This is a genomic window from Mesorhizobium sp., from assembly GCF_004963255.1.
In the GTDB taxonomy this organism is placed as follows: domain Bacteria; phylum Pseudomonadota; class Alphaproteobacteria; order Rhizobiales; family Rhizobiaceae; genus Mesorhizobium.
In genome coordinates this window covers 1-1,532 of sequence record NZ_SUGA01000087.1, presented here as the reverse complement: position 1 = coordinate 1,532, position 1,532 = coordinate 1, and the positions used below count along the sequence as shown (strand labels likewise).

Below are 1,532 nucleotides of genomic sequence, written 5' to 3'. Positions count from 1 at the left end.
GTTGCCGAACCGCGTCCCCTTCAGCACTTCGGCAAAGAGCAGCGCCTGCTGGTCCTTGTCGGAGACGGTGCGGATGGCCGCGACGACACCGAGGTGGTTCTGCGCGATCTGGCCGATCGAGGAATCGGCCGCCGAGATGATCTCGATCACCTTGGCCAATGTGGCGTAGGACACTTCAGGTCCGCCGAACGCCTTCGGCACATTGATCGACCACAGGCCGCTCTGCGAGAACTGGTCGAGCTCGGCCACCGGCCAGATCCGTTCGCGATCGCGCTTGGAAGAACCCTTGACAAGCTCGGCCGCAAGGCGATGCGCGACCGCGATCGCTTCGGCGTCGTCCTTGATGATATGCGCGGCGGTAGCCGGACGCGGCACCGGTGGAACGGCGGCCGCGGCTCTGTCGGTCTTGACGTTGGACACAGTCATTTCATGGCTCCTTGGGATTCGGTTCACACGACGGCGTGGAGATGTGTTGGTTGGGCGGGCGAAGGCTGTTGTCCGAGATAGAAGGCGCGCACATCCTCGCGCTGGCGCAGGCTGGCGGCGGCGCCGGAAAGAACCGAGACCCCGTTCTCGAGCACTGTGGCATGGTCGGCATAGCCAAGCGCGACCGCCGAATTCTGCTCGGCGACCAGGATCGACAGGCCGGCCTCCCGGTTCAGCTTTCTAAGCGTCTGGAAGATGTCCTGGACGATGAGCGGGGCAAGCCCCATCGACGGTTCGTCGAGGACAAGCAGGCGCGGTCGCGACATCAGCGCCCGGCCGATAGCCGTCATCTGCTGTTCGCCGCCTGAGGTCAGCCCCGACAATGTCCGGCGCTTTTCCCGCAGGCGGGGGAAATAGGCATAGACCCGTTCCAGATCCCGATTGATTTCGGCGCGGCTGCCGCTGCGGCCGATGCCACCGGAAACCAGGTTCTCCTCGACGCTCAGGCTCTTGAAGCAGTGGCGGCCTTCCAGCACCTGGACGAGCCCGGCGCGCACCAGGTCGCCCGGCTTTCGCCGCGAGACGTCCAGGCCATCATAGCGGATGGTGCCTGCGTTGATCTGGCCACGCTCGGCCGGCAGCAGGTTGGAGACAGCTTTCAGCGTGGTGGTCTTGCCGGCGCCGTTGGCGCCGAGCAGCGCCAGCATCTCGCCTTGCCTGATCTCGAAGCTGACGCCGTGCAACGCCGTGATGGCGTGATTGTAGGTGGCGTGGATCTTGTCCACGGCGAGGATAACGTCATTGCCCGGCATCGCGCGCTTCCCTGATGTCTGCGAAGTGGATGACCGGGCGTCGCAGTATAGTCCGGCGCCCGGTCCGTTGGATCAGTTGGTGGCGGCCACCGCTTCGGCATCGGCTGCGGTACGCGGCTTGATGCCCTTCTCGGCCGCATAGGCTTCGGCCGACTTTTCGATGATCGGCCTGAGCAACGCCCAGTCGGGGGCGATCCAGTCGGAGACGACGTTCCACTTCTTGCCGTCCCACTGCTGGAAGGTCACGTAGCCCTCGCCTTCGTGGTTGTCCCAGCTGACATTGATGGAGTGGAA

2 protein-coding genes and 1 pseudogene are annotated in these 1,532 nt (G+C 64.7%); all 3 read right to left on the bottom strand.

From position 1 onward, the window contains the following. Positions 1 to 426: acyl-CoA dehydrogenase family protein (locus E5X34_RS32525; RefSeq protein WP_292573305.1), on the bottom strand; the 426-nt coding region annotated here is incomplete at its 3' end. Between the two features lie 23 nt (positions 427 to 449). Then, a complete protein-coding gene (locus E5X34_RS32520; protein WP_292573303.1) occupies positions 450 to 1,238 on the bottom strand; it encodes an ABC transporter ATP-binding protein in 789 nt (262 codons plus the stop codon). A gap of 72 nt (positions 1,239 to 1,310) precedes the next feature. Beyond that, positions 1,311 to 1,532 (bottom strand): annotated as a pseudogene (locus E5X34_RS32515) (ABC transporter permease); the annotation flags it as partial.